The following is an 18,518-nucleotide window of genomic DNA, read 5'->3' on the forward strand; positions in this document are numbered from 1 at the left end:
AAGGCCCCGCCGGGTGGCGAACGAATCTGTCCGAAATCCGGTCAGAGGCCCGCACCGGCACCGCACGACCGCCACACCACCGCCGCGACCCGCACCGGATCGCTAAGGTTCCTGCATGTCGGACGCCGAAGACCCCGTAGACGAACGGACCACCACCTCGGACCTGGAGGCCGTACTGGCCAGTCTGGCCTACCTCCTGACGCGTTCACAGCAGCACGAACGCCAGATGGCCCGGGCTGGCATCACCGCCGCCCGCTCGGACATCTACCTGCTGCGCGCGCTCGCCGAAGCCGAGGGCGCCAGCCGGGTCACCGACCTCGCCCACCGCCTCATGGTCAAGTCCTCCCACGTCACCCGGCAGATCGACCGCCTCCAGGGCCAGCGGCTGGTGGCCCGCACCCAGGACGCGACGGACCGCCGGGCCCGCCAGGTCGAACTCACCCCCGAGGGACACGCCGTGCTCGACCGGCTGAAACAGGCCAACATCACCGGACTGGCCGGCGCACTGGACGGCATCCCCGACCCGGACGTCGCCGCCACCGTCAGCGTGCTACGCCACCTGATCGACCGGTACGTCCAGCGGGCGCGCGCCACCATGCACACCGAGGACGGCCCGCCCGCCCTCCCCGGGCAGGCGCAGGAGAGCGCCGGGGCGGGCCGGGTTCAGGCGCCGAGGACCATCAGGTAGAGAATGACGTGGTCCGGGTGCCGGACCACGTCGACGACGAGGACGGCCGGCAGGACGAGGTGGGCGTAGAGGGCCCCCGTCGTCGCGCACCGCACCAGGCGGAGGGCGGGCCGGGGCACGGTCGCCGCCGTCCACCGGCGGTACCCCCGGCGGCGTCCGAGCAGGACGCCGAGGCCGAATCCGGCCAGGGCGCCGGCCGAGGCCAGGAACACGAGGGACGCGCCGGTGCGTGCGTCCCGAACGATGGCCAGGAGGCGCAGGTCGACCGCCAGTGTGAGACCGCCGTACAGCCACGCCTGGAAGAGGTCGCCGTCCGTGACCCGTGCCGCGCGCCGGATCCACCGCATGTCGCCAGGATGCCGGTTCGCACGGCCGTGCGACAGGTGATCTGACGAATGGTCACCGAGTCGCAACCACAGGGAGCCGGACCCGGGCGCACGTGCCAGCCATGGGGTCGGGATGCCCCACCTGGACCAGTGCCAGAACCGGAGCCAGGACCTGACCCCGCTGATCTGCGGCGAGGGATCGATCGCCGACCCCGGTGCCGCGCACCGATACATCAACTGCGGCTTCATCCTCGCCGACCGCATCAAGGTACTGGAACACCAGGGGTGGCTTTGCCGCAGCCATGAATCCCACACAGCCAGGCGAACAGGCATCGCCCCTTACCCTGACCGCCCACAAGGGCGTCCGGACCCAACCGTGTCACCGGCGGTAGGTAGCGGTCCCAGACGATCTCCGCGACCGCGGCAGTGTCCAGCATGTGCGACAGCAGCAGGTTGGCAGTGCCGCCGGCCTGCCCGGCGGATTTGCCCCACAAGACACCGAGCCAACCCCTGACCTGTGGTGGATACCGCCGCCAGCGGTCATCGACCATCGTCCGACCTCCCATGCAAGATAGGATTCAGGAGCGCAGGGCGCGAGGCTGACAACTCGGCCAGCAGCAAAGAGAGATGAGACAATTCTCTGCTTCCTCGAGAAGCTGACAGCCAATCGAGATAACTCAGAACGCACCGGCTAAGGCAGATCACCGCAGGTCAGCAAGTGTCGGCCCCGCGCTCCGGGGGTTGCTCTCGTTCTCCGGCGGGCACGACTTCGCGCTGGAGTCGGCCCCGCGCTCGCGGGGGTTGCTCCGTCCAGTCGGTGCAGGTACGGGTGTCCAGCAAGTCGGCCCCGCGCTCGCGGGGGTTGCTCCACCTGCGGTCCTGTGGCGGCGCTCCTCTTGGAGTCGGCCCCGCGCTCGCGGGGGTTGCTCCCGGCGCAGGCGCTTGGGGGTGACACCCGGCGGGTCGGCCCCGCGCTCGCGGGGGTTGCTCCGAGGGCATGGGCGTCGACATGGCGTGGCGCATGTCGGCCCTGCGCTCGCGGGGGTTGCTCCCGGTTGAACCGAGCTCGGGAGCCCGCGAATGGGTCGGCCCCGCGCTCGCGGGGGTTGCTCCGTCCAGGGGCCCGATGCCGAGTACTGGCTGACGTCGGCCCCGCGCTCGCGGAGGTTGCTCCGACGGTGACGACCGGGGGTTACGGCCGGTAGGGTCGGCCCCGCGCTCGCGGAGGTTGCTCCGACGGTGACGACCGGGGGTTACGGCCGGTAGGGTCGGCCCCGCGCTCGCGGGGGTTGCTCTGGCTCTCGCCATCACCGGGACTCCCTCCCAGTGTCGGCCCCGCGCTCGCGGGGGTTGCTCGACGGCCGGCGATTTCCAGGCCAGCATGCAGAAGTCGGCCCCGCGCTCGCGGGGGTTGCTCCGTGGTGACCTCGTGGCCACGGGCAAGGGCTTCGTCGGCCCCGCGCTCGCGGGGGTTGCTCGGAGTTGTTGACAGTGCGCGGGGTCAGGTGTCGGTCCCGCGCTCGTGGGGCCGACTCGCGCAGGAACGGGGCGAGGGGCTGGGTCTTGGAGCAATCCCCGCGCGTGCGGGGCCGACGCTTCTTTCATGTTCAGCTTTCGGGCGGCCTGGGAGCAATCCCCGCGCGTGCTGCGCCACCGCCTAGCTGCGCCACCTGTTTCCGTACCTGCCCACGCAGTCGGGCTACAACTGGCGACTGCGCAAGGCCGCCGACCTGATCGCCCGGGGCAATCGCTTCCTCGCAGGGGATACCTTGCTGTGGGCCGACACCGTGTGGGTCGTCGACTCCGGGCGGTGGAATGCGGTCGCGCACCGGAGACGGCCCAGCGATCCGACCTGGCTGGCTGGGCCGAGTACGGCTACTGCGCCAGCCACTCCCTGTTCTTCTGGGGCCTGCGTCTGCACCCGGGTTGCACCCTGCACGGCCTGCCCGTCCGCCTTCGCGCTGACCGGCGCGAAGGCGGACGAACGCGAGACCGTGCTCGGCATGCTCGGCGACGAGCCCCACCTCGCCGGCTCCCGGCCTGGGCAGATCCTGATCAGCGACCGGCAATACTACGGCCGCGCCTTCGAACACGAGCTCGCACGGTGGGGAGTGCGGCTGCTGCGGCCGGCCCGCAAGGGCGAGCCCTTGCGGGCCGGATCCGCTCAATTACGGGACAGCCCAGCCCTTAGCCTAGAGCGATGCACCTGAGCCTCGCGTACCAGACCGCCGAATCGCTGCTCGCGAGCATTCCCTCGCGTTGGGCGCATTCGTGCCGGGTCCTTGAGCAGGCCCGGCTTCTCGCTCCGGTGCTCGGCGCGGACGCCGATCTGGTCGCTGTCGCCGCGATCCTCCACGATGTCGGCTATGCCGCCTCCGTGGTCGACACGGGGCAGCACATGATCGACGGCGCGCGCTATCTGAGCCACCTCGGTGTCGATCCGATGGTCTGCTCGCTCGTCGCCTACCACTCCTCGTCGGAATGGGAAGTGGCCGAACTGGCCTTGTCGGCCGAGCTGGCGGTCTTCCGCCGGCCGCCGTCGGAGCTGCTGGACGCGATCACCTACTGCGACGTCACCAGCGGCCCCGACGGCACCGTCGTCGAACCCGTGTCCAGGCTCGACGAAGTGCTTCGGCGGTACGACGCGGACGACGTCGTCCACCGCGCGGTGTCAGCGGCCCGGCCCGCCTTCCTGGCCATGGTCGACCGCGTGGCCAAGCGCCTCGCCGAAGCCGGCTGCGCCTGATCAGCCGAGGTAGGGGGCCGCTTCCTCCCGGAAACCGTGAGCGAGGCGGAGCCTGGTCGTCGGGGCGATGTCCAGCGCCTCCAGTTCCTCGCGCGGTACCCACCGGACCTCGAAGGACTCGGAGCTGGCGCTCAGTTCACCTCCGACCGGCCTCGCCCGGAAGCACAGGGAGAACTCCTGACGGACCTCCCCGTCGGAGAACTCGATCACGTGCCCCGGGTCGCTGTAGGTGCCGACGAGGCCGGTGACCTCGACCTCGATGCCCGTCTCCTCAAGTACCTCGCGAACGACGGCACCTGGGAGATTCTCGCCGATCTCGAGGCCCCCGCCCGGCATCCCCCACCGGCCGTTGTCGGAGCGCCTTTCGAGAAGCAGCTCGCCGCGGTCGTTCACCACGAAGGCGGTGACGGCGGGGACGATCCGCTGGGCCTTCGGGGCACCCGGGTCGTCGAAGTAGTCGGTACGGCTCACGATGCCTGCCTCGGTAGGGGAACGGCACTCGCCCAGACCTTCTCGAAGCTGTGCTGGTAGGTCAAGACGAGCTGGGCGCCGGCGACGCGCCTCAGGTGGAGCACCGGGGTCAACGGGGCACTCACGCCATAGATCTGGGTATTGACGAGCATCTCGTCGTCGAACCTGTACAGGGAGTTGTGCAGTGTGGAGCGGTGGGATCGGAAGTCGATGCCGGGCGTGCCGTAGAGCGGGCGGTAGAGCTTAATGACCTCGCGTACCTTGTACGCGACGCCTTCGCCGATTTCCTCTTCCTCGCCCCGGCGCGCGACCTCGGCACTGTCCGGGTCGCCCAGCAGCAGACGGACGCGAACCCCCGCTCGCGCCCGTTCGACGAGCGTTCGGTGCCACCGCGGGTTCTCCGCAAGGTGGACGCCCGCATGGACAAGGACGCCGATCTCGACCGTGGCGCGCTCGGCGAGCTGGAGCCACAGCTCTGGCGGGACGGAGGAGCGGTGCGGGTAGAGGTGGACGATCTCGGCGTCCGACTCGTCCCGGCGTTGCGTCTCAGGCTTCGCGTCCGGCCAGAGATAGTCCTCGTCGATCTGCAACCTGGCCGCTGCAGCCTGCCGATGACGCCGGTACGGTTCGCGGTTCTTGAGGATCCAGCGTTCCACCGTCTTGGCGTCCACGTCGCAGTGCTCAGCCAGCTCCTTCTCCGTAACGCCTCGGATGACGAGAGCCGATCGGAGACGTTCGTTCGCCATTGCGCTCCCGAGTAGGACGTCTTGGGACGTACTGAGGCCTCAGGACGATACAGAGGACGTCCCGAGACGTCCAGCTCGGGTCTGATCATGTCCCCTTTCTGCAAGGCATTCTGAGCTCCCATCCGCTCACCCGGCTCTTCCGGACGAGCGGAATTCACCTGCGCATCCGCGGAGACTGACCATGAAGTCGCCCTCTCTCAGTGGCACGGCCGTCGCACGGCGCGAAGCTCGCGAGGAGATCAGCGGCCTGCATTCGGGCAATGGTTCGCAGCACCGGCGGGCGCGCCTCTCCAACCGCTTGGGGGCCGCGATCGAAGCGGGCTGGCTGGCCGGGAACCTCCTGGGCCTGACGTTGCTGGGCCTGCTCATCGACCACCAGTTGGACAGGTCCGAGGAACCCACCGTGGTCCTCGCCCCGGGCGCCCCGGACGCCTCGTTCACGGGAACGACCGCGTAGCCGAGCAACCGCACCCGTACACACCTTCGCGCCTTGTCAGATCTGCCGGCTGTTCGAGAAGACCGGCTGCGTCCTGGCCAAGCCGCACGAACTCACTCCGCCCTCCGTACTGGAGGACTACGAGAAAGATGTATGGAGATGACTGTACAAGCGCCCCCGCGTCACGCGGTGGTGATCGCCTCTGGTGGGCTGGACAGCACCACCGTGGCCTACTGGCTCGCCAGCGGCGGCAGCCGACTCACGCTGCTCTCCTTCGACTACGGCCAGCGGCACCGGAAGGAGCTCGACTTCGCGGTGCTGATCGCGGACCGTCTCGGGGCCCGCCACGAGGTGGTGGACCTGAGCGGGCTCGGCCGCCTGCTGTCAGGCTCGGCACTCACGGACGCCACCATCGCGGTGCCGGACGGCCACTACACCGCGGAGGGCATGCGCAGCACGGTGGTGCCGAACCGGAACGCGATCATGTTGTCGGTCGCGTTGGGTGTGGCGGTCGCCTCGGGTGCGGACGCGGTGGCGTTCGGTGCCCACGCCGGCGACCACTCCGTCTATCCGGACTGCCGCGCCGAGTTCTTCGACCGCTTCGCCGAGGTGGCCCGGGTCGGGAACGAGGGGTTCATCCCCGAGGACTTCCAGTTGCTGGCGCCGTTCATCGGTCAGACGAAGGCCGACATCGTGAGGGTCGGCGAGCAGGTCGGTGTGCCGTTCGCGGAGACCTGGTCCTGCTACCGCGGCGGCGCGCTGCACTGCGGGACGTGTGGGACGTGCACCGAGCGGATTGAGGCGTTCGAGCTGGCCGGCGTCGATGATCCGACCGTGTACGCCGCCGCGTCGTCGGGAGTGGCCCGATGAGCGGGCTCGTGCTGCCCGGCCGGTACCGGATCGCGAAGACGTTCCGGTTCGAGGCCGCGCACTTCCTGTCCAGCCTGCCGGTGGGGCACCAGTGCGCCCGGATGCACGGCCATTCCTACGAGGCCGTGTTCGTGCTCGCGGCCGACCGGTTGGTGGGGCCGGGCTTCGTCACGGACTTCGGCGATCTCGGCCCGGTGAAGAAGATGATCGACGGCACGCTCGATCACCGGGTGCTGAACGACGTCCTGCCGGTCGCGCCGACGTCGGAGAACCTCGCCGCGTGGCTGGCCAGCTGGTTCGTGGAGCAGCTGGAACCGGGGCTGCCGGGCCGGCTGGTGTCGGTTCGGGTGTCGGAAACGGCGAGCAGCTGGGCCGAGTTCGTGTTGGAGGAGCGGTGAGCCTGTCGGGCGGCAAGCTCGCCGGCGGCAGGGGGCTGCTGGTGGCGGAGTGCTTCGGGCCGACGCTCCAGGGTGAGGGCCCGAGCTGCGGGCAGCAGGCTCTGTTCGTGCGGCTGTCGCGGTGCAACCTGCGCTGTCCGGGGTGCGACACCCCGGAGACGTGGGACTGGTCGCGGTTCGACCCGCGCGAGGTTTCCACCCGCATCGGTGTCGAGGACCTCGCAGCGTGGGTGATGTCCTGGTTGTCGCGGCTGGTGGTGGTGACCGGGGGCGAGCCGCTGCTCCAGCAGGACGCGGTCGTCGACCTGGTGCGACTGCTTCCGGGGCGGCGGGTGGAGGTGGAGACGAACGGGACCATCAGCCCGCGGCCCGGGTTGGTCGAAGCGGTGTCCGGGTTCAACGTCTCGCCGAAGCTGGAGGCCTTCGCCGCGCCCGGCGACCGGCGGATCAACCCGGAGGCGCTGCGGGCGTTCGCGGCTTGCGACAAGGCCCGGTTCAAGTTCGTCGTACGCGAGGCCGGCCAGCTCGATGAAGTCGCCTCCCTGGCGGAGGAGTTCTCGTTCCCCGAGGTGTGGATCATGCCGGAGGGCACGAGCAGCAAAGCGGTGCTCGGCGGGATGCGGGCGCTGGCGGACGAAGTCCTGGCCCGGGGCTGGAACCTCACGCCGCGGCTGCACACGCTGCTCTGGGAGGACGAGCGTGGCCGCTGAGAACAGCAAGGTGCCTGAGCGGCGCGGTCGTTCCGGCTCCCCGAGGCCGCTCGTGTTGGGTAGCGGCCAAGCACTCGGTGCGGAGGGGAGCGGGATCCTGCATGCCGCTCAGGCACATCCCACTATAGCCAACTCCCTTGCACTACGCGCCCATTCGCTGATGCCGTTCCTCGTCGAAGTCCGGCATCTGAAGAGGGCGGCACGTGCCTGCATGCGCCGCGCCGGCGCCCCAGGGGCCGACGGGATGAGCTGGGCCCAGTTCCGGCAGGACCTCGGCGGCCGGCTGAAGGCTCTGGCCGAGGAACTGCGAGCCGGCTCCTGGACTCCGAGCCCGGTGCGCGAGGTCGAGATCACCTCGTACACCGGCAAGACGTTCGTATCCGTGATCCCGACGGTGGCGGACCGGGTCGTGCAGCGGGCGATGCGCAACGCCGTCGAGCCGGTCCTGGAGCAGCGGGCGTTCGCCGACTGGGTCTCGGGCTATCGGGCCGGGCGCAACCGGATCTCGGCACTGCGCGACGCCGACCGACACCTGCGTGAGGGCTGCCGGTGGGTCGTGGACGTGGACGTGCGCAGGGTGTCGGAAGGATCGAGCGCGACCAAGGTCACCGGCTGGCTGGCCGAGCACGTCGCGGACGGCTCGTTCCTGCGCCTGTTCGAGCGGGTGCTGGAACCGCTGCCCTTCCCGATCATGCCGGGGACGGCGCTGGCGCCGCTGCTGATCAACCTGCGTCTGTCCCGGGCGGACGCACGGCTGGCCGGGTACCGCGTCGTGCGGTTCGCGGACAACTACTGCGTCTTCTGCGACGGCGCCGAACAGGCCGGCGAGGCCCTCGAAGCCGTCACCAAGGCGTTGGCCTGCTGCGGACTGTGGCCCAACCTCGCCAAGTCGAAGGTCTGGGCCGGGGCGAACGCCGAAGACCTGTTCCTGATCGCCGGATGAGAGGGCGAGCGATGACCGCGAATTTGGCCGGACGCTCGTTCGTCTGGGTGCCGGTGGCGGGTGGAACGTGCCTGTTCGGCGACCGGCGGAAGCCGGTGAAGGTGGCCGACCTGGAGTGGACGGCCACACCGCTGACGCCCTTCCAGCTTGGGCTCGGGTCGGACCACCGGCCGCTGGTCGCAGTGGCCCATGCGCAGGCGGCCCGGATCGCGGCCGACCTGGGCGGCCGGCTGCCGCTGTCGAAGGAGTGGGAGTGGGCGGCCTCCGGCGTCGAGCGCCGTCTGTACCCGTGGGGCGGCGAGGAGCCGGACGAATCGCGAGCGAACCTACGTGGCGCCTGCGGACGACCCACCCCCGTGACCTCCCATCCCCACGGGCGGACTCCGAGCGGCCTGTGGGACATGGCGGGTAACTGCTGGGAGTGGACGTCGTCGGCCACGATCGGCGACGGCTTCGTGATCCGCGGCGGCTCCTACAACTCACTGCCGCTGTATGCGAGGTGCACGTTCCTGAACGCCGCGCCCGCCGAGCTCGCCTCGCCTGGGATCGGCTTCAGGGTGGTGAGAGCGGCGTGATCGGCGACCTCGTGATCGCGGGCTGCTCGCACCGCAAGGCGCCGGAGTCCCGGCCGCTGCCCGCCCTGGAGCGGTACACCGGCGGCATCGCCCCGCAGCTGAACGCCCGCTTCGCCGGGCACCGCGAGGCCCGCACCCGAATCCGCTTCCTGTCCGCCGCCTACGGCCTGGTCCGGGCGGACGACCTTCTCGCGCCCTACGACCAGCGGCTCGACGCCGGCCTCGCCCGGCAGCTACGCCCGGTGGTAGCCGAACAGATCCGCCGCGACTTCACCGCCAACGGCGCCCCACGGCGGGTGCTACTGGTCCTCGAACCCGACTACCTGATCCTGCTCGCCGATCTCCTGGCCCTGCCGGAGCGCCCGGCCCTGCACTGGATCTCCGACCCTCGCGGCTGGCCGCAGGCCGCCGCCGTGCTCGACGAATGGAGGTGGCCATGATGCACACCAGCCTCGCGGACACGCTCGGGACCCAGGCCAACGCCCACCGGTACTTCACGACGGACTTCACCGCGCGAACCGGGGTGGGCTGGCACCAGCCCACCCCCGCGGGTGCCAGCGCCGGCCGACGACTGTCCGTCGTGATCCCCGCCCGCAACACCGCCTACGCCCTCCCGGCGGTGCTGGACGCGCTCGGCGCCCAGCAGCACGCGGCCGCGGTGGAGGTGATCCTGGTCGACGACGCGTCCACGGACGAGACGTTCGACATCGCCCGCCGGCACCCGGCGGTCACCACCGCGGTACGCCTGGCCGAGCGACGCGGCTCGGCCGCGGCGCGCAACACCGGGGCCCGCCTCGCCCAGGCCCCGACCGTGCTGTTCGTCGACGCGGACATGGTGCTGCCCTCCCACGTGATCGCCGACGTGGCCGCACGGGCCTCCGACGACACCGTGCTGACGGGGTTCCGGCACAACGTCCCCTGCCAGGCGGCGCCGTGCAACGGGGTGCGGCTGCCCGACGGGCCTCCGCTCCTGGCGGCCGACCACCGCGTCATCTGGACACCACCGGTCGGCAAGGTCCTGCCGTACTCCGGCATCACGCTCACCGAAGAGCTGGACGGGCGACCGCTGGACGCCACCGACGACTTCCAGAACCTCGGCTACGGCCGGTTCTACTACGACTGGGACCTGCCGAGGATGGCAGTCACCGCGCTGCTGGCCGTGCCTCGCCAGCAGCTGGTGGACGTCGGAGGCTTCGACGAGGAGTTCGGCGCGCTGGGCTGGGGCATGGAGGACACCCACCTCGGCGCGGCCCTGATCGCCGCCGGCTGCCTCGTCATCCCGCTGCGCCAGGCCGTCGGCTTCCACCTCGACCCGTCGGACGCCGCCGCCCAATGGCAGGCCAAGCTCGCCACCTGGCCCGCCACGCTCGCCCGCTACCGCCACCTGCTGTCCCTGCCCGCACCCGCCGGACAGGTCCGCGCCTTCGCCGCCACTGCCGACAAGCACCTGACCGACGCCGAGGTGATCACCCGATGATCCGTACCTTCGCCGCCGCCACGTTCGACGACGCCACCGTCGTTCACGACCCGGCGGTCGGCACCAACCACCTTCCGCCCCAACCGCTCCCGAGTGGCTGCGTCGCCCTGGACGACCAGCAGGTCGCTGCCTGGCCCCTGGCCGACCCGGCCGCCCTCGCGCTCGACTACCCGCTGAGCATGTGCTGGTCCCCGATCGTGCGCTGCAACCTGGCCTGCCCCCAGTGCCTCGACGACAAGACCGTGCGCGAGTCCACCCAGGCCGAACGGCGCGCCCTCGTGCGCCACATCGCCGCCTCGGGCGTCCTGGGCGTCGACATCTCCGGCGGCGAACCGCTGCTGCTGCGCGAACTGCCCGACCTCGCACGGGCGATCCGCAGCCGGGGCACCAGCGTGGTCAGCTGCACCACCAACGGCTGGCACCTCGCCCGCCGAGCCCGGGCACTCGCCGGCGCCCTCGACGCGATCCGGGTCTCCCTCGACGGCGCCACCGCGGCTACCCACGACACCTGGCGCGGCCAGGACAGCTACCGGCGCGCCATCACGGGCATCCGCGCCGCCGTCGCCGAAGGCCTGTTCGTCCAGCTCCAGATGGTCCTCATGCAGGCCAACAAGCACGAGGCCCAGGAGCTGTTGAACCTCGCCGCCCAGCTCGGCGCCGGCGGGGTGTCCTTCCTCCAGATGCTCCCCATCGGCGACGGCGCCGCACTCGCCGCCGAGCAGATGCTCACCGACGACCAGGCCCAGGAGACCGTCGGCCCGCTGACCGTCCCGGCCGGCGTCCGGGTCCGGCTGCGCACCCGGCACAGCGCGGGCGGCTTCACGGTCCTGCGCGCCGACGGCTTCGCCTGGCGCAACACCCGGGGCGCCACCGGCATCTCCGCGTTCGTCCCCGTCACCGGCCCGGCCGACCTCCGCCTGCCCACCTCCGGGAGCAGCTCATGACCAACGCCCCCTACCCTGCGCGGCGGGTCTTCGCCCGGCGGATTCCGTTCGCGCCGACGCGCTACCAGTGCTTCGACGCGGCCCGGTTGCTCGCCGAGTCCGTCGTCGGCATCGAACCGGCGGTCGGCTGCGTGATCGGCATCGCCTCCGGCGGCATCGAGCCGGCCCGGATTATGGCCGACTACCTGAAAACGCCCTTTCACGCCGTCACCGCCCGGCACAACACGAGCGACGCCTTGTTCCAGAAGGCCACCGGCGACGTCCGGGTCCTCCTCCCGGACACGCTGCCCGCCCGCTTCACCGGCACGGTGCTCCTCGTCGACGACATCATCGGCACGGGAGCGACGTTCGCTGCCGTCACCGACGCACTACACCATCTGCTCGCCGACAATGCCACGATCATGACGGCGGCGCTGTTCCGCAACCGCGGCTGCCCGCAGAACCCCCACCGGTGGGCCTGGACCGTCAACGACTGGGTCGTCTTCCCCTGGGAGATCCAGCCGCAGGGCCAGACCCAGCCCGTCCCGGCCCTGCGGCGGGTGAACTCCCGGTGATCACCGCCGCCTCCTCCCGAGGCGTCCTGCTGGTCCTCGTCTCCTGGACCCCGGACGCCCCGGCCGGCATCGAACGCGCGACGGCGGCCCTGGCCCTCGGCCTCGCCCAAGGCGGCCACCGGCCCGTCATCGCCACCGCCGCGCCCCAGCCCGAGAGCCCCGGTCTTCCCGGCGTCGCCATCGCGCACCTGCGCCTCGATGACGTGCGCTTCCCCTGCGACGACGACGTTCTGCGGCGCGCCATCACCTACCAGGACAGCAGGCTGACCCGGCAGATCCGAGACCTGATCACCGAACACCGCATCGACACTGTCCTGTTCTGCGACGCCCTGTGGGGGCTCGGTCGCCTGCGCGGACATCCCCGGTCACGTCCGCCGTGCGCTCGCCGCCCACGTCAAGCCGCACGTCCTCGACGCCGGACCCGCACTCGCCCGCGCGACCCGCGTCCTCGTGCCCTCCCCGGTCGTCCGCGACGAACTGGCCGGCTGGGGCCCGCGGAACCTGCGCGTCGTCCCTAACGCACTCATGACCGACGCCTCGGCAGCCCCGCCCACGCCGTCCCGCCGCGAGCAGCTGCGCCGCCAAGGCCCGGTACGCGTCCTCGCACGGCTCGGACCGGAAAAAGGCGTACTCGATTTCCTGGAGGCCGCCGCCGACTGGAACCGGCCCGTCGAAGTGGCCCTCGCCGAAGCAGGATTCGAGAACACCGTCGGCTCGCAGTCCGAGCTCCTCGAACGCTGCCGCCGACCGGCGGCCCGCACTCCGAACGTCCTTCTGCTCGGCGGGCTGGCCTGGGACGAGGTACTGCCGTGGCTCGCCGGGGCAGCGGTGGTGATCGTCCCCAGCCTGAAGGAGACCTTCGGCCTGGTGGCCCTGGAAGCCATGAGCGTCGGCACCCCGGTGGTCGCCTACCGGATCGGCAACCTGCCCGCGCTGATCGAACCGACCGGCCACGGCGACCGTCTGCTCGTCGAGCACGACGACGGCCCCGCCGCCCTCCACAAGACGGCACAGACCCTCCTGGAAGATGACATACTGTATGCCGCGACTACACAGACCGTGTATCGGAGAGCGGCCGAGTTCCAGCCGCGCCGAATCGCTGAACTCTTTCTAGAGGCGGTGTCGTGATGCCCAAAAACCCCGCAACCCCTGCCCCGTTGCTGCTCGTCGACGGCTTCAACCTTCTGTGGGCCGGCACCTTCGGCTTTCCCGCACCGATCTTCTCCCGTGACAAGTCCCGTGAGCTGACCGGCCTGTTCGCCTTCTTCGCCCTGCTGCGCGCCGCGATCCGTGACGACCTCGACGTCGCACAGCCCGAGGTCCTGGTCGTCTTCGACGGCGAGTACGGTACCGCCGACCGCGTGGCCGCCGACCAGGGCTACAAGGCGAACCGGGAGGCGACGCCGGAGGCGCTCAAGCCGCTGCAGTTCCTCGCCCCGGTGAAGGACGGCCTGGACGCGTACGGGATCCGGTGGGTCGAGGTCGACGACGCCGAGGCCGACGACGTCATCGCCACCCTCGCCACCCGGGCCGCCGCCACCCGGCCGGTCCTGATCATGTCGCGGGACATGGACTTCTACCAGCTCCTCGACGACGACGTGCGGATCCTCAACCGCTTCCGCAAAGCCTCCCAACGCATCATCACCGCCGACGAGGTTCTCACCCGCTACGGCGTCACCCCCGCCCAATGGCCGGCCTTCCGCGCCCTGACCGGCGACAAGTCCGACAACATCCCCGGCCTCCGCGGCATCGGCCCGAAGGTCGCCGCCACCCTGCTGCGAGACGGCATGCCACTGCACGACCTGCCCGGCTCCGGGCGCCTCACCGGCGCAAAAGGCGCCGCCATCACCATCGCATGGGCCGACGTACTCCGCTGGGAGACGATGATCACGGTACGCCGCGACCTCGACGTCCCCGTCGCCCTTCGCGACGTGGCGAGCCCGCAGCTGCCCAAGCCCGCCGACGTCGTCGAGAAGCTGGGGCTCTGGTGACCGCCGCGCTGCCCGGATCGGTCCTGGCGGCCTTCGCCCACCCCGACGACGCCGAGCTGTGGGCCGGCGCAACCCTCGCCCACCACTCCAAGCACAACGCGGTCACCATCGCCGTCCCGCACCACGACGACGTCCGAGACGCCGAGGCCCGCAGGGGCGCAGCCGTCCTCGGCGCCGGCCTGCGCCAGGTCCCCCGGCTTGACCACGCCACCGTGCAGCAACTGCTGCTGGAGACACGGCCGGACATCGTCATCACCCACCCACTCAACGACGTCCACCCCGAGCACCGGGCAGTCGCCGCCGCCGTGCTCGCGGCCGTCCCCGAGCCCCGCATCGCCACCGGCCGCCCGACCCGCCTCTACACCTGCGACACCTACAACTCGCTCACCCTCGACGGCCCGGTTCGCGCCGACGTGATCGTGGACGCGACCACGACCTTCGACACCAAGTTGACCGCGTTGCGCGTGCACGCGAGCCAGCCGATCGAGCAGCACTTCGGCCCCATGGCCGAGACCCTCGGCCGGCTCTGGGGTGCCCGCATCGGCACCCGGTACGCGGAGGCGTTCACCGCCGTGCCGATCCTCGGCTGCCTGCCCGGCGCCACCCACCTCTGACACACCGCACTTCGCGACCCCGTCAACCCACCCCAAGGGGACGATCAGTGACGTCCATACCCGTCCAAGCTCAACGCCGCCCCATCGACCACCAGCGCGTCGCGGAGCTGACCCGCGAGCTGCTGCTCGCCCTCGGCGAGGACCCCGACCGCGACGGCCTCAAGGACACACCCCGCCGAGTCGCCGACTGGTGGGCCGAGTTCCTCGACCACGACCCCGGCAGGCTCGACACCGCCTTCGCCCAGGAAGGCCAGTACGGCGACTTCGTCCTGCTGACCGGCATCGAGGCATGGAGCATCTGCGAGCACCACCTGCTCCCCTTCCGCCTCGACGTCTCCATCGCCTACGTCCCCGACACAGCCGTCCTCGGCCTGTCCAAACTGGTGCGGCACCTCCAGACCCACACCCACGCCCTCCAACTCCAGGAACGCATCACCAACGACGTCGCCCACGACATCGCCAAGTCCGCCGGCACCGACGACGTCGCCGTCTACACCATCGGCGAGCACCTCTGCATGAGCATGCGCGGCGTCAAGGCCACCTCTGTACGCACCACGACCATGTGCCGGCTCGGCCGCACCGAGAGCGATCCCGACCTGGCCGCTCGCATCGAACGCCTCGCCCTCCCCGCCCGCCCATAGCCACCTCCCACCCGCACGCCACCACCACCCGTCCCTCGCCCTTCAGCCCCCGGACGGCCTGCTCCCCGAGCTCGACCGGCTCTGGATCGTCCCCGCCCGCCAAGGGCAATCCCCGCGCGTGCAGGGCCGACTTCGGGGGCAGGTCGAGCTTCTCGGCGTCGGCGAGGCAATCCCCGCGCGTGCAGGGCCGACTTGGTGCCGACGGCGCGGATCGACACCGGGGCGGAGCAATCCCCGCGCGTGCGGGGCCGACACCTGCAGCCGTCGGGTGACCGCCGCGTGGCTGGAGCAATCCCCGCGCGTGCAGGGCCGACGCGGTCGCGGTCAGGGCGGAGATCCCGGCCCCGGAGCAATCCCCGCGCGTGCGGGGCCGACCTGGGGCAGCAGTACTACGTCCAGGCGCTGAAGGAGCAATCCCCGCGCGTGCGGGGCCGACTCGTCGTCATCGTCGAAGTCGTCGTCAATGTCGGAGCAATCCCCGCGCGTGCGGGGCCGACTCGCCCGGAGCACCGTGGATGCCCTCGCGCACGGAGCAATCCCCGCGCGTGCGGGGCCGACGGGCGCGCGGGATCCAGCAGGTCGGGAACACCGGAGCAATCCCCGCGCGTGCGGGGCCGACTCGCCCGGAGCACCGTGGATGCCCTCGCGCACGGAGCAATCCCCGCGCGTGCGGGGCCGACGGGCGCGCGGGATCCAGCAGGTCGGGAACACCGGAGCAATCCCCGCGCGTGCGGGGCCGACGTCGCTGTCCGGTACCTGCTGTTCCACGCCGAGGAGCAATCCCCGCGCGTGCGGGGCCGACGGCTATGCAACGGATCACTCTCATGGCGGCCGGGAGCAATCCCCGCGCGTGCGGGGCCGACCGGGCGACCTGGGCGGCGATCTCTGCCGGGTCGGAGCAATCCCCGCGCGTGCGGGGCCGACGCCATGGACATCCCGGGCAGCCAGCCCGAGCTGGAGCAATCCCCGCGCGTGCGGGGCCGACCTTTGCCCCAGCTAAGCCGGGCCGACCCTACCGGAGCAATCCCCGCGCGTGCGGGGCCGACTGCAGGGACTGCGACGACTACGGCGTCGGGACGGAGCAATCCCCGCGCGTGCGGGGCCGACTCCCCAGGTCACGATGACTCCTCTCACAGGCCCGAGCAATCCCCGCGCGTGCGGGGCCGACGCCACATCGAGCGCTTTCGCGCCGCGCGCCACAGAGCAATCCCCGCGCGTGCGGGGCCGACCGGGGCCGGGACGGGCCGGAGACCGACGGCGGGGAGCAATCCCCGCGCGTGCGGGGCCGACACTTCATGACCTGCGGGTTTAGCGGCGTGAGCGGGCCGAGAGAATCAGTCCGTCGAAGTCGACGGGCTTCCAGCGGTCCTTGCCAGCGGTGCGGACGGTCCAGCCCTGTTCGTTGGTTGCGGGTTCGACGAGGACAGCTTGGCCGTCTCCGATGCGGGTGGCGAGGAGGTCCCAGAGGCGGTCGCGGATGCGGCGGCTGGGGGTGCCGACGAAGACGCCGGCGTTGACTTCGACCATCCAGCGGGTGAGGTGTCCGCGTAGACCTTCGGGGGCTGCGATAAGGATGATGACGGTCATGGGCTGCTCGTGTCCTCGGTGAACTCCGGGCCGATGATGGCCAGATGCTCGTCGCCCATTCCCGGGTCGGTAACAGTGGCCGCCCCGGGGCCCTCGGTGTCGGACCAGTTAACGCCGCCCTGTACTGTGCCGACGCGTTCGTCCCAGAGTTCGTTGACCTCGACGTCGGGCATGTCGGTGCCGTCCGGACTCAAGAGCGCCTTGACGTCGTGGACGATGCGGCCCAGCAGCTTGTCCTGGGCGATCCGGTCACGCAGGCCGAGGCGGGCGTCTCGTTCCTCGGTGTGGCCCTGCTTGGCAAGGTCGAAGGCGAGGGGGATGGTGTATTCGGCCTTGTAGAGGTCGGCGATGTCGAGGACGAACGACGTGGCCAGTCCGGTGTGGACGAAGCCGAGGCCGGGGCTGGCGCCCAGACCGGTGATGACGGCGTGGCAGATCCCGTAGAGCGCGGCGTTGGCCGCCGACAGGAGGCGGTTGAGGTCGTCGCCTGCGGCGTAGGCGTCGCCGGCCTTGTAGACGCGGCCGTTCCAGGGGACGGCGGTCCGGCGTGATTCGGCCTGGTAGAGCTTGCGGATGCGAGCGCCTTCGCGGCCGCGCAGCTGTTGCATGGTGGCGGCGCTGACGTCCTCGCCCGGGAACCGCATGCGGTACATGGCCCGTGCGACGGCGAGGCGTTCCTTGGTTCGACTCACCAGCCAGGCCTGGCGATTGAGGAGGGCCGCGCCACGACTGGGGCCGAGGCCGGCAGCGTACATGCGCACGCCTTGCTCCCCGACCCAGCACATGGTGGTGCCGGAGTCGGAGAGCAGGTTGACCGCGCCGTGGGTAATGCGGGTGCCCGGACCGAGGAGCATGACAGCGACCATGGCAGCGGGGACGCGGACGGTCTCGCGCTTGTTGATGACGACGACGGCGTTCTCGTCACGGTCGATGTGGCTGCGCTCTACATAGACACTGGAGACACGGTCGGCGAGGCGGTGCAGGTCGTGCGGGTGGGCTTTCCACCAGATGTCGGCCATCGGTCAGCAGGCGCCGGGGAGCAGCGGAGCGAGGGTGAGCAGGCCGCAGCCGTACGCCTTCGAGGGGCCGATCCCGCCGAGCAATGCGGCCTGCAGGAGACCGGGGTCGGTGATGCGCAGGTGGCCTTCGAAGGTGGCGGTGGTGAGGGTCACGGAGTTGCGGGTGCCGGGCTTGGTGAAGGTGGTGCGGTTGCGGTCGGTGATCCGGACTTCCCGAGCGATGGGCGGGACCTCGCCGTGACGTTCGGTGGCGGGCAACTCGAGGCCGGGTGCTGGTTTGTCGGTCCGTGCCTCAGGGATCGTGAATCCCCAGCGCTCGGTGCGCTCCAGGAACCAGACGAGCTGGTGGGCGGCGGTGCGGTGGGCCATGCGGTAGGAGCGGTGGTGGAGCTCGGCCGCCGTCTTGGTGCGGTGCGGGCTCGCCTTGTCGGGCTTGGATGTGTTCTGGACGGGGCTGGCCTTGAGCCGGAAGGCGAACTCGCGGCCGATGGCGAGCTGGGCGAGCAGCGGGCTGTAGTCGCGGATCGCGTAGTGCTCGCCTTCGGCGTCGGGCCATCCTGCCTGTTCGACGACGTGGGTCCAGTCGGGTTTGGAGGGGGTGAGGACGAGCAGCATGGGGCGGCGGGGGTGGTCGGCGTCCAGGCGCCACAGGATCCGGTCGCCGGGGGCGGTGTCGGGGATTCCGGCCATGACGGCGCCGTGCAGGGAGCGGGGGTTGGCGAGCAGGGTGCGGCTGGCGGCGCGCAGGGGGTTGATGCGCACGCGGGAGAGGTAGGTCATCG

At 71.0% G+C, this 18,518-nt stretch carries 23 protein-coding genes, 1 pseudogene and 2 CRISPR repeat arrays; of the genes and pseudogenes, 17 read left to right on the top strand and 7 right to left on the bottom strand.

All coding sequences use genetic code 11. The annotated features are described in order from the left end of the window. Nucleotides 1-115 precede the first annotated feature (115 nt). Entirely contained in the window at nucleotides 116-688 is a 573-nt protein-coding gene (locus ACFVSN_RS37050; protein ID WP_387596059.1) for a MarR family winged helix-turn-helix transcriptional regulator, read from the top strand. On the opposite strand, the gene ACFVSN_RS37055 is transcribed toward ACFVSN_RS37050, so the two are convergent. Together ACFVSN_RS37055 and ACFVSN_RS37060 are read right to left on the bottom strand one after the other, a co-directional pair. Continuing rightward, the gene (locus ACFVSN_RS37055; RefSeq protein WP_387596056.1) at nucleotides 664-1,035 is read right to left on the bottom strand and encodes a hypothetical protein; all 372 of its coding nucleotides are present in this window, start codon (nucleotides 1,033-1,035) and stop codon (nucleotides 664-666) included. The genes ACFVSN_RS37050 and ACFVSN_RS37055 overlap by 25 nt on opposite strands. 242 nt (nucleotides 1,036-1,277) lie before the next feature. Further along, nucleotides 1,278-1,580: an HD domain-containing protein gene (locus ACFVSN_RS37060; protein WP_387957852.1), complete on the bottom strand. Its 303-nt coding sequence runs from the start codon at nucleotides 1,578-1,580 to the stop codon at nucleotides 1,278-1,280. Nucleotides 1,581-1,734: 154 nt separating this feature from the next. After that, a CRISPR array of direct repeats spans nucleotides 1,735-2,549; the repeat unit is 28 nt; unit sequence GTCGGCCCCGCGCTCGCGGGGGTTGCTC. Between the two features lie 126 nt (nucleotides 2,550-2,675). On the opposite strand from ACFVSN_RS37060, the pseudogene ACFVSN_RS37065 reads away from it, so the two are divergent. Together ACFVSN_RS37065 and ACFVSN_RS37070 are read left to right on the top strand one after the other, a co-directional pair. Next, nucleotides 2,676-3,176 (top strand): annotated as a pseudogene (locus ACFVSN_RS37065) (transposase); the annotation flags it as partial. Between the two features lie 38 nt (nucleotides 3,177-3,214). Continuing rightward, nucleotides 3,215-3,760 carry an HD domain-containing protein gene (locus tag ACFVSN_RS37070; RefSeq protein ID WP_387596053.1) on the top strand — a complete coding sequence of 182 codons (546 nt, stop codon included), beginning with the start codon at nucleotides 3,215-3,217 and terminating at the stop codon, nucleotides 3,758-3,760. Here ACFVSN_RS37070 and ACFVSN_RS37075 read toward each other — a convergent pair whose 3' ends face one another. Both ACFVSN_RS37075 and ACFVSN_RS37080 read right to left on the bottom strand, forming a co-directional pair. After that, nucleotides 3,761-4,231, bottom strand: coding sequence for an NUDIX domain-containing protein (locus tag ACFVSN_RS37075; RefSeq protein ID WP_387596050.1), 471 nt, complete (start codon nucleotides 4,229-4,231; stop codon nucleotides 3,761-3,763). Beyond that, nucleotides 4,228-4,977, bottom strand: a complete 750-nt coding sequence (locus tag ACFVSN_RS37080) for an XRE family transcriptional regulator (RefSeq protein WP_387596047.1) — start codon at nucleotides 4,975-4,977, stop codon at nucleotides 4,228-4,230. The genes ACFVSN_RS37075 and ACFVSN_RS37080 overlap by 4 nt, the downstream gene beginning before the upstream one ends. Nucleotides 4,978-5,158: 181 nt before the next feature. Between ACFVSN_RS37080 and ACFVSN_RS37085 the strand changes: the two genes are divergently transcribed. From ACFVSN_RS37085 to folE, 14 genes are all read left to right on the top strand, one after another. Then, a complete protein-coding gene (locus ACFVSN_RS37085; protein WP_387596044.1) occupies nucleotides 5,159-5,434 on the top strand; it encodes a hypothetical protein in 276 nt (91 codons plus the stop codon). Between the two features lie 138 nt (nucleotides 5,435-5,572). Further along, the gene (gene queC, locus ACFVSN_RS37090; protein ID WP_387596041.1) at nucleotides 5,573-6,283 is read left to right on the top strand and encodes a 7-cyano-7-deazaguanine synthase QueC; all 711 of its coding nucleotides are present in this window, start codon (nucleotides 5,573-5,575) and stop codon (nucleotides 6,281-6,283) included. Further along, nucleotides 6,280-6,681, top strand: a complete 402-nt coding sequence (locus ACFVSN_RS37095) for a 6-pyruvoyl tetrahydropterin synthase family protein (RefSeq protein WP_387957854.1) — start codon at nucleotides 6,280-6,282, stop codon at nucleotides 6,679-6,681. Before queC ends, ACFVSN_RS37095 begins: the two co-directional genes overlap by 4 nt. After that, on the top strand, nucleotides 6,678-7,391 hold the full coding sequence (locus ACFVSN_RS37100; RefSeq protein ID WP_387596036.1) for a 7-carboxy-7-deazaguanine synthase QueE: 714 nt from the start codon (nucleotides 6,678-6,680) through the stop codon (nucleotides 7,389-7,391). Before ACFVSN_RS37095 ends, ACFVSN_RS37100 begins: the two co-directional genes overlap by 4 nt. A 244-nt stretch (nucleotides 7,392-7,635) precedes the next feature. Next, a complete protein-coding gene (locus ACFVSN_RS37105; RefSeq protein ID WP_387596033.1) occupies nucleotides 7,636-8,334 on the top strand; it encodes an RNA-directed DNA polymerase in 699 nt (232 codons plus the stop codon). Between the two features lie 11 nt (nucleotides 8,335-8,345). Beyond that, entirely contained in the window at nucleotides 8,346-8,909 is a 564-nt protein-coding gene (locus tag ACFVSN_RS37110) for a formylglycine-generating enzyme family protein (protein WP_387596030.1), read from the top strand. Further along, nucleotides 8,906-9,349 carry a hypothetical protein gene (locus tag ACFVSN_RS37115; RefSeq protein WP_387596027.1) on the top strand — a complete coding sequence of 148 codons (444 nt, stop codon included), beginning with the start codon at nucleotides 8,906-8,908 and terminating at the stop codon, nucleotides 9,347-9,349. The genes ACFVSN_RS37110 and ACFVSN_RS37115 overlap by 4 nt, the downstream gene beginning before the upstream one ends. Continuing rightward, nucleotides 9,346-10,386, top strand: coding sequence for a glycosyltransferase family 2 protein (locus tag ACFVSN_RS37120; RefSeq protein ID WP_387596024.1), 1,041 nt, complete (start codon nucleotides 9,346-9,348; stop codon nucleotides 10,384-10,386). Before ACFVSN_RS37115 ends, ACFVSN_RS37120 begins: the two co-directional genes overlap by 4 nt. Beyond that, complete coding sequence (locus ACFVSN_RS37125) at nucleotides 10,383-11,330, top strand: radical SAM protein (RefSeq protein WP_387596021.1); 948 nt, start codon at nucleotides 10,383-10,385, stop codon at nucleotides 11,328-11,330. The genes ACFVSN_RS37120 and ACFVSN_RS37125 overlap by 4 nt, the downstream gene beginning before the upstream one ends. Continuing rightward, nucleotides 11,327-11,884 carry a phosphoribosyltransferase gene (locus tag ACFVSN_RS37130; RefSeq protein WP_387596018.1) on the top strand — a complete coding sequence of 186 codons (558 nt, stop codon included), beginning with the start codon at nucleotides 11,327-11,329 and terminating at the stop codon, nucleotides 11,882-11,884. Before ACFVSN_RS37125 ends, ACFVSN_RS37130 begins: the two co-directional genes overlap by 4 nt. Nucleotides 11,885-12,409: 525 nt before the next feature. Then, nucleotides 12,410-13,012 (top strand): glycosyltransferase family 4 protein, encoded by a 603-nt coding sequence (locus ACFVSN_RS37135; RefSeq protein WP_387596015.1) that lies wholly within the window; start codon nucleotides 12,410-12,412, stop codon nucleotides 13,010-13,012. Next, nucleotides 13,012-13,875, top strand: coding sequence for a 5'-3' exonuclease H3TH domain-containing protein (locus ACFVSN_RS37140; protein WP_387596012.1), 864 nt, complete (start codon nucleotides 13,012-13,014; stop codon nucleotides 13,873-13,875). Before ACFVSN_RS37135 ends, ACFVSN_RS37140 begins: the two co-directional genes overlap by 1 nt. Next, the gene (locus ACFVSN_RS37145) at nucleotides 13,872-14,489 is read left to right on the top strand and encodes a PIG-L deacetylase family protein (protein WP_387596009.1); all 618 of its coding nucleotides are present in this window, start codon (nucleotides 13,872-13,874) and stop codon (nucleotides 14,487-14,489) included. Before ACFVSN_RS37140 ends, ACFVSN_RS37145 begins: the two co-directional genes overlap by 4 nt. Before the next feature lie 47 nt (nucleotides 14,490-14,536). After that, entirely contained in the window at nucleotides 14,537-15,130 is a 594-nt protein-coding gene (gene folE, locus ACFVSN_RS37150) for a GTP cyclohydrolase I (RefSeq protein ID WP_387596006.1), read from the top strand. Between the two features lie 102 nt (nucleotides 15,131-15,232). After that, nucleotides 15,233-16,420: a CRISPR direct-repeat array (repeat unit 28 nt; unit sequence GAGCAATCCCCGCGCGTGCGGGGCCGAC). An 18-nt stretch (nucleotides 16,421-16,438) separates the two neighbouring features. Here folE and cas2e read toward each other — a convergent pair. From cas2e to cas6e, 3 genes are read right to left on the bottom strand one after another with little or no spacing between them, the layout of a single operon-like run. Next, the gene (cas2e, locus tag ACFVSN_RS37155) at nucleotides 16,439-16,717 is read right to left on the bottom strand and encodes a type I-E CRISPR-associated endoribonuclease Cas2e (RefSeq protein WP_331744407.1); all 279 of its coding nucleotides are present in this window, start codon (nucleotides 16,715-16,717) and stop codon (nucleotides 16,439-16,441) included. After that, nucleotides 16,714-17,736, bottom strand: coding sequence for a type I-E CRISPR-associated endonuclease Cas1e (cas1e, locus tag ACFVSN_RS37160; protein WP_387596002.1), 1,023 nt, complete (start codon nucleotides 17,734-17,736; stop codon nucleotides 16,714-16,716). Before cas1e ends, cas2e begins: the two co-directional genes overlap by 4 nt. 3 nt (nucleotides 17,737-17,739) lie before the next feature. Further along, nucleotides 17,740-18,516 (bottom strand): type I-E CRISPR-associated protein Cas6/Cse3/CasE, encoded by a 777-nt coding sequence (cas6e, locus tag ACFVSN_RS37165; protein WP_387595999.1) that lies wholly within the window; start codon nucleotides 18,514-18,516, stop codon nucleotides 17,740-17,742. Nucleotides 18,517-18,518: the final 2 nt, after the last annotated feature.

The organism is Kitasatospora sp. NPDC057904, assembly GCF_042887925.1.
GTDB lineage: Bacteria > Actinomycetota > Actinomycetes > Streptomycetales > Streptomycetaceae > Kitasatospora.